This window comes from Oscillospiraceae bacterium (assembly GCA_015065085.1).
In the GTDB taxonomy this organism is placed as follows: domain Bacteria; phylum Bacillota; class Clostridia; order Oscillospirales; family SIG627; genus SIG627.
Genome location: SVQW01000022.1, coordinates 1 through 6,713 on the forward strand (window position 1 = coordinate 1; position 6,713 = coordinate 6,713).

3 protein-coding genes and 1 tRNA gene are annotated in these 6,713 nt (G+C 45.6%); all 4 read left to right on the forward strand.

From position 1 onward, the window contains the following. The first annotated feature begins 191 nt into the window (after window positions 1–191). Window positions 192–278 (forward strand) — tRNA-Leu (locus E7588_10355). A gap of 340 nt (window positions 279–618) precedes the next feature. Continuing rightward, window positions 619–1,692, forward strand: a complete 1,074-nt coding sequence (locus tag E7588_10360; GenBank protein MBE6689649.1) for a helix-turn-helix transcriptional regulator — start codon at window positions 619–621, stop codon at window positions 1,690–1,692. A gap of 217 nt (window positions 1,693–1,909) precedes the next feature. Beyond that, window positions 1,910–2,227, forward strand: coding sequence for a hypothetical protein (locus E7588_10365; GenBank protein ID MBE6689650.1), 318 nt, complete (start codon window positions 1,910–1,912; stop codon window positions 2,225–2,227). A 61-nt stretch (window positions 2,228–2,288) separates the two neighbouring features. Next, a partial coding sequence (locus E7588_10370; protein ID MBE6689651.1) for a hypothetical protein occupies window positions 2,289–6,713 on the forward strand: 4,425 nt, incomplete at its 3' end.

A 6,713-nucleotide genomic window follows, 5' to 3' on the forward strand; every position in this document is an offset into this window, starting at 1 on the left:
GATTTCTTCGGTGCTGAAGGCTTTTATATCTTCTGATTATTTTCGCCTATTTTTCTATGCCTGCTTTTTCCGCAGGCTTATTTTTTTGCGTCTTCTGGTTTCGAGGAATTTCCTATAAAGTAAAAAAGATTGACATTTTATTCTTCTTGTGATAACATAATAAAGCACTTTTGCAGTGCACAGAATAATAAGCGGATGTGGCGGAATTGGCAGACGCGCTAGGTTCAGGTCCTAGTGAATGCAAGTTCATGTGGGTTCGACTCCCGTCATCCGCACCATAACTCCACTCTTATTTTGATACAATGAGAGTGGAGTTGTTTTATGTCAAAATCTTTTTTTCATGGATGTTCGTTTGCTAAATTGTACATTTGACGTTTTTCTTAATGAGGACAATACAAAAAGCCGCCTTATTCGGCGGCTGTCTTGCAAAGAGTAGAAGCGTCCGCTAAACTTACTTATTTTATCACGGCAGTTTTCTTGGAAGTAAGCAACGGTACAGCTTTAATTCGGGACGTAATTCGGGAAAGAAGAAATACAGAAACGGTAATTGCATTCGGCGGTTAATTGTAGTATAATGTAGAACTGTATTAAAGGTTATCTTCAGAAGAAGGCGTATGCATGGATAAAATCAATGAATTTAATGAGCCCCTTATAAGAAAGGCTCCCTTTCTTGATATGACAGACCTTTACACCGTTCCCGGCTCGGCACAGCAGGTTATTGCTTCTCTTTCAAATCATCCCGAAGCACAAAGGCTCTTTGAAGCTGAAATTGCTTACAGCCGTGGTGATATTGAAAAGGTTTTTGAGCATTCAAGCTATTTTTTAGAGCATCATTCGGGTATGTATGCCGTGGTTTCCGCAGGTATGCTTCTTGCTCTTGTTGCTATGTGGCAGGGTGATGTCACGCTGTGGAATAAGGCAAAGGTACATATCTGTGAGGCTCCCGTAAAGGATGATAATGACAGAGATATTCTTTCTCTTTCCCTTGCCTGTGTGGACAGTGCCATCCGTGACCTTAACGATTATCCCGAATGGTTCACACACGGGCAGTTTGAGCATCTCCCCGCTGATTCGCACCCTGCCGCAAAGGTGTTTTATGTTAAATATCTGTTAGTTCTTGCTCAGGAAATGGCAAAGGGCGAATTTACTCTGCCTGATGTCACGGGTATGGGACTTATGAAAACCATACCTTATATAACAGAGCCGCTGATTGCACAGACAGTAGCTGCAAAAACAGTTATACCGGAAATTTACCTTCGTTTGCTTGTTGCCGTTGCTTATCATCAGACGGGTGAAGAAGAAACGGCAATAAAGCATATTGATAAAGCAGTTGCCCTTGCACTTCCCGACGGACTTTTAGGCATTCTTGCTGAGCACCGCAGACAGTTTGACTATCTTCTTGACGACAGACTCCGCCTTGCAGATGAAGAAGCCTATCAGAAATATCTTAATTTACATAAAACTCTTCTTGACGGCTGGACGAAGCTTCACAACACAGTGCTTAAACGCAACATTTCAACGGAGCTTACCGTTCGTGAAAGACAGATTGCAAGGCTTGCCGCCTACGGCTGTTCAAACACGGAAATAAGCAGACGATTAAAGATAAGCGAAGCCTCTGCCAAAAAGGCTCTTTACGATGCTATGAATAAAACAGGTGTCAACAAAAGAAAGGAGCTTGGAGCCTTTGTTTAAAACTGAATAATTTTAATTTGCAACTGCTTTTTTTAGCGGTTGCAATTTTTTTTGAAAAAATCGTTTATTATTCCAAAACGGAACCAAAACAGCCGTTTTCGGAAAAAAAACTATACTTTTTTGGACCAAAAAGTTACCCCGCAAAGGAAAAAAATAGTATATAATAATGTCAACACAGATTTCAGCAGGGCGATTTTCCTGCAAGGGAGGTATAAAAATGGGAAACAAAATCCGTGACGGTGACATCTATAAAGTTGCTGTTATTTCAGATAACCGTTTCACTATCCGCTACGGCTACGGGACGGATGCAGAGCGTGAAAATTGGGAGCCGACTCCCATATATCCCGATTTTATATCCGAGCCCGTTTACACGGCAGACGGTTTTCCCTTTGCAACGGCATTTCAGGATATTTGTCAGCATTATAAAATCAAACCCGACAATAACGGCGAAAGCTGGTGTGATAACTGCATATACTTTGATAAGCGGGAGGATTACATCGGCCTTTGCAAATGCGAACAGCGACGGCGTGAATAGAATAAGAAAAAAGAAAAATTATAACTATATAAAAACAACTTCCCAAAAGGAGATGAATCAAATGAACAAAACCTTAAAGAAAACCCTATCAATCATCCTCACAATCTTAATGCTTGTGACGAGCGTACCCTTTGCCTTTGCGGCAGATACACCCGTAGCGAAAATCGGTGATGTTGAGTACACAGATTTTGACGAAGCACTTTCAAATTGGGTTGACGGCACAACGCTGACACTGCTGGCTGATGTGATGAATTTGACGGATTACATCCAAACTACCGCTAAGGGCTTGACTCTTGACTTGAACGGACATACTCTCGCTTCTGCTGACACTTGGACACTTAGAGTTTGGGGCGCTTCCGAATTGACGATTCGGGATAGCAAGGGCAACGGCAATATCAATGGTCGTGTGGATGTTGGTTGGACTAATGATGGTGGTCCCGGCACACTGCTTTTGGAAAGCGGCACACTGGAAGAGGTGGGAGTTTCCGGTATCTTTACTATGACCGGAGGCACCATCCAAAATGAGAGTGGCGCTGCGCTCGATGTTAACAACGATACCGATACGGTACTGATCACCGGTGGAGAAATCTACGGAAGCACTTACGGTATTTGGATTAGTTCCGGCAACGTTATCATCAGCGGCGATACGAAAATCACCGGTGCCGGTCAATATGCAATATGGTCTTATTTCTCCACAGAGGCAGTCATATCAGGAACACCGACCATAAGCGGCGGAGCCGGCGAATTTGACTTGAGAAGTAAGATCACATTGAACACCCAGCCTGCCGATGGTGAAACATGGCGAGTGAAAATTGACACGGAAGAAATTACAGACGGCATATTCGCAGTCCCCGGCGAAGGTATAACCCTTGATATAGGCAAATTCGCTTCTGCTATGGATGGCTATGAAGTAAAGCAGAACGCAAAGGGTGAATTGCTCCTGTGTAACCATACCGAGCAGACGGCTGCATCCAACGGAGACGGCACACACAATACCACCTGTAACTGTGGTGAAGCAACCTTTGACACGAATGTGGCTTGTTCGGGCGGTGTGGCAACCGATACGCATCAGGCTTATTGCGAGTATTGTAACGCTCCTTACGGTGAAGTGAATCCCGACGTGCATTGTGATATTTTTGCTGTCAATATGACAGCAGAGCAACTGCAATCTGATTTGTTGGAACTGCTTAATGCAGGTAACACCGATATTTCTATCGTTCTTGCAGCAAAGGCAGACGAAGAAATGTTCACCGCCATCAATACGGCTTTTTGCAGCTCCACTGCCGCTGCAGGCAGTGTCAACCTCACCATTGCCGGGGCGCAGGCTGTTTCGAATATTACGGTCTTAACTCCGGATGGACCGAAAATCCCATTGGCATTGAAAACCCTCACACTCCCCGGTGCAACAGCGTTGGATATGGAGGCTATCACGTATGTTTCGAATTTGGAGGCGATATATCTTCCCAATGTGACCAGTATCGATGCTTGGGGCCTTGATGGACTGGATGCTTTAAACAAGCTTGTGCTTTCCGCAGAAGGAGCCATCACATTCAGAGATTTTAATACGATAGGTCTTCCTTTTGCTAACATTGACTTGACGTTGCACTGCAACAAGAAAAATGATGTTACGGATGGCACCATATGGCAGGGCAAAACTTGGAAGTCTATCGGCTTTACGCACAACTATACCGATGGCATTTGCAGCGTCTGCGGTGAAGCCTGTGACCACAAAGACAGCACTCACACCACTGCCACCGACGAGGGTAATGGCATCCACAGCTTCGAATGCTCTGTGTGCGGCAAAACCGTCAGCGAAGCCCACAACTACAAGTCCGGCACTCCCGCTGGCGCTTGTGTTTGCGGCGCGGAATGCCCCCACAGCAGTTTCGACTCTGCTACCGGTAACTGCACGGATTGCGAAACCTCGCTTGCCATCGCAAAGGTCGAGACCGGTGAAACCACCACCTATTATCTGACGGCTGATGAATTGCGAACGGTGATAGAAAATAATTATGCTGACCAAGCCATTACCCTGCTGGCAGATCTTGCAATAAAAGATACCATCATCATTGAAAATTCTGATGGAACAAAGAATACCCTTGACCTGAACGGACATACCCTCATATGTAGTGATCCTATTTGGGGGCGTATCCTGCTCGAATATGGCGAATTAGAAATTACCGGTACCGGTTCCATCAATATTTTTATGAGCGCTAATGATGAAGGTACGAAAATCGTTGTTGGCAGCGGTGTTACCCTGAACAATTCTTTGCGCAGCGCGTATGGTGGCGTTCTTGAACTGACCAATGCGACGATTCCCGAAGCCGGTCTGAATGTTATACTGTATTCCGATTATTGGGACCCCACTACATACAATGTCAGCGATGTTCTCAAACTGCCTGCGGATTATTACTTCTTCGTGGACGGCAAGGCAGTATCCAGCTACTCCGGAGAGACCGAGGGAACGGTGCTGAAACACGCGGATCATAGTTACACCTACACCGACAACGGCGACGGTACGCACGATAAGGCTTGCTCCGACTGTGGTGATGTGGTAGTAAATAACGAGAATCACACCCTGACCTATTCCGCAAACGGAAATATCATTACAGAGTCTTGCTCCGCAAACTGCGGTTACACCGGCACCGCTACCATCGGCGCAGAGGGCAAGACCTATGACGGCAATGCGGTTGAGGTTGTCGTTTCCAAGACCGGCTCTTTGGAAAATACGATTATTCCCGTTACCCTTACCAAGGACGGCGAAGCCTTTACCGGCGAACCTGTGAATGCAGGCACCTATACCGCTTCCATTAGCATGGGCGAGAACGAGAATGCCGTTGTGGCAAGCGTAGAGTTCATCATTGAAAATGCAAACCCGGTCATCGCAGCGGCACCCACCCCCGATACGCTGACCTACATCGGCGAAGCGCAGTATCTCATCAGCGCAGGTGAGGCAGTCGGCGGAACGATGGTTTACAGCTTGACCGAGAACGGCGAGTATACCACAACCATCCCCCAAGGCACAAATGCAGGCGATTACACGGTTTGGTATTACGTTAAGGGCAATGCAAACCATAATGACAGCGCAAAGGATTCCGTGCCTGTTACCATCAAAAAAGCACCATTGACCGTAACAGCAAGCGATATAACCATCACCTACGGCGAAGCTCCCACAAATAACGGTGTTACTTACAGCGGCTTTGTTAATGGTGAGAATGAAGGAGTTCTTGGCGGTGAGCTGGCTTACACCTACACCTATACGCAGAACGGCAATGTAGGTAACTATTCGATCACACCCGAAGGCTTGACCGCTGATAACTACGAGATCACATTCGTGGACGGTACTCTGACTGTTGAACAGATAGATATTGGCGACATTATTGATGAAATGAAAATCAATCTGGAACAGTACAGCTACGTTTACGACGGAACCGAAAAGAAACCCAAAGTTACCTCTATCACTGTTGACGGTGTGACATTGACAGAAGGTACAGACTACACCGTACGCTACGAGGACAATGTTTACGTTGGAAACTATGCAACGGCAGTCATCATCTTTGAGGGCAACTACGACGGTATATTCCGCAAGTGGTTCACAATTACAAAGGCTTATTACAACTTAACTGCTCCCGCCCCCAATACACTTACATATAACGGCGAAGAACAGTATCTTGTCTCTGCAGGTATTGTCGAGGGTGCTGATTTCGAATACAGCCTTGACGGTGCAAGCTGGTCAACAAGTATTCCTCAGGCAAAGGATGTAGGCAACTACACAGTTTATTACAGAGTTCTTGCTGATGAAAACCACTATGGCATTGAGGGTACTGTTGATGTAACTATCAAGGAATGTCCTCACGAATGGGATGAAGGCGTACTCACAAGACCCGTATACGATGCAGTTCTCGGCTCAAAGGATGGTTATTACACCTACACCTGCACTCTTTGCGGTGAAGAAAAGACAGAGACTGTAAAGAGCGCCGATTACTCAGCTTATGAAGCTGTTTCAGAAGAAATCAATGCTTTACTTCAGTCTGATGACCTTACTTCCGAAGCAAAGCAGGCAATCTATTCAGCAGCTAATGAATGCGGACATCTCTCCAATGACCTTACGGAAAGCGAGCAGAATATAGTTGACGATTTAGTTGCAGAGCTTGAAAAAATCGTTGCTGATGCAGATGAAAAAATCGCAAGCGGCGAATATGTCAAGGCTGATTACACAGAAATTGACGAAGCAATCGCTTCCGTTGATGAAGCACTTGAAAATGCAACAATCAGCGAAGAAATGGCAAACGAGCTCTCTGACATCAAATCTCAGCTTGAAGCTCTTAAGGTAAATGAAAACACAAGTATGGCTGATGCGGCTGAGCTTCTTGAAAGAGTAAAGGCTGTTGCAGAAACAATGGCTGACTGTGCAAATGGCATTCACTCCTTCACAAAGTACGAAGAAGTAACTGCTCCCGAATGCGGTAAGGCAGGTCTTGAAAAA